This is a genomic window from Aureibaculum luteum (assembly GCF_003449015.1).
Taxonomy (GTDB): domain Bacteria; phylum Bacteroidota; class Bacteroidia; order Flavobacteriales; family Flavobacteriaceae; genus Aureibaculum; species Aureibaculum luteum.
The window spans coordinates 1-1,192 of the sequence record NZ_QRGD01000037.1 but is presented as its reverse complement, the minus strand read 5'-3'; the positions used below and the strand labels follow the sequence as shown (position 1 = coordinate 1,192).

Below are 1,192 nucleotides of genomic sequence, written 5' to 3'. Positions count from 1 at the left end.
CGATTCCTGCAAGAGTTGTACGACACATGTATCTTCTTACAACAAGTACATTGGTCAATGTGACCGCCCAGAGCCTTTGTTCTACATTTTTTTATGGCTAATAATGTCCGGTAATGCCATGAGGTAAAACTCAACTGCTCTAGGTTGTCTTGTTCTAATGTTAAGATATCCGCTACCTTAAACTTGGGATTCACTTTTTATAAAGCGTATCGAGCGGACTGAATTTTGAATGGTTATCTAATTGGGCTATTTGAAGATAGATCATCGTAGTTTCTATACGCTTATGCCCCATTAGGTCTTTTATCGTTAGGATGTTCATACCGTCTTCTAACAAATGAGTAGCAAAACTATGGCGTAAGCTATGGGCAGTAAACTTCTTTTTGGTGGCTATCTTACTTCGGGATTCTTTAATGATCCATTGTATGGCTCTGGTGGTAATGGCATGCCTGTCGCCATCTGAACTTACTTGACTGTAAAACAAATGATCTTGGGGATGGTCGTTTTTTATATATTTTTTTAAACCTCGTGCCAGTAGATCGCTTAAGGGCAAATACCTGTCCGTATGTCCTTTTTTCTTGCGTACAAATACTGTTTTACGCTCAAAATCAATATCGGCACAACGCAAATCACAAAGTTCATAACTTCTGAGCCCACAACCGTACAATACACCGAGCATTACTCTATGACGTAAATATTTTGGGGAATTTAGAAGTGCTCTTACCTCCGTTTTATTCAGTACAATTGGCAAATTGTTCTGCCTATGGATTTGTGGTAAAGCAATTTTTTTGTCTGGTAAGTTCAAAATCTTGTACAGCGAACGAAGTCCATAAACAGTATGTTTAAAAAAACTATCCGATGGGGTTTGATGAAGGTTTTTACAATGAAATAAATATTCGTCAATAGCCTCTTTGTCTAGCTTCTCAGGGCTTTGTTTAAAGTGTAACGCCATATGAGCTAGACATCTTGTGTAGTTGGTTAACGTACTTTTGGCTTTTCCTGTAATAGTGAAGTTGCGTTCTAGTTTTTGGCAAACAATATCAAATCCTGAAACTTGTTCTTTAGCTTGCTCTATTAACGTTTTTGATTTTTTTTAAACATTGTTTCTCTTTTTAAAGGTTATCTAAGCAAGTTCTACTATTTTTAACTAATAATAAAAAGCTTCCCGACTTTTCGGTCGGGATTAGTTCAACAA

General features: G+C 36.7%; 2 protein-coding genes. Both read right to left on the bottom strand.

The genetic code is table 11. The features are described from left to right. Window positions 1–194 (bottom strand): transposase zinc-binding domain-containing protein (locus D3P13_RS21770; RefSeq protein WP_232829270.1); only part of this gene is annotated, 194 nt, incomplete at its 3' end. Further along, window positions 191–949 (bottom strand): tyrosine-type recombinase/integrase, encoded by a 759-nt coding sequence (locus D3P13_RS21765; protein WP_394336479.1) that lies wholly within the window; start codon window positions 947–949, stop codon window positions 191–193. The genes D3P13_RS21765 and D3P13_RS21770, both read right to left, overlap by 4 nt. Window positions 950–1,192 lie beyond the last annotated feature (243 nt).

Bases quoted from the DNA above. Each gene is read 5' to 3' on its own strand.
- D3P13_RS21765 (WP_394336479.1), bottom strand. From the start codon at position 949: ATGGCGTTACACTTTAAACAAAGCCCTGAGAAGCTAGACAAAGAGGCT.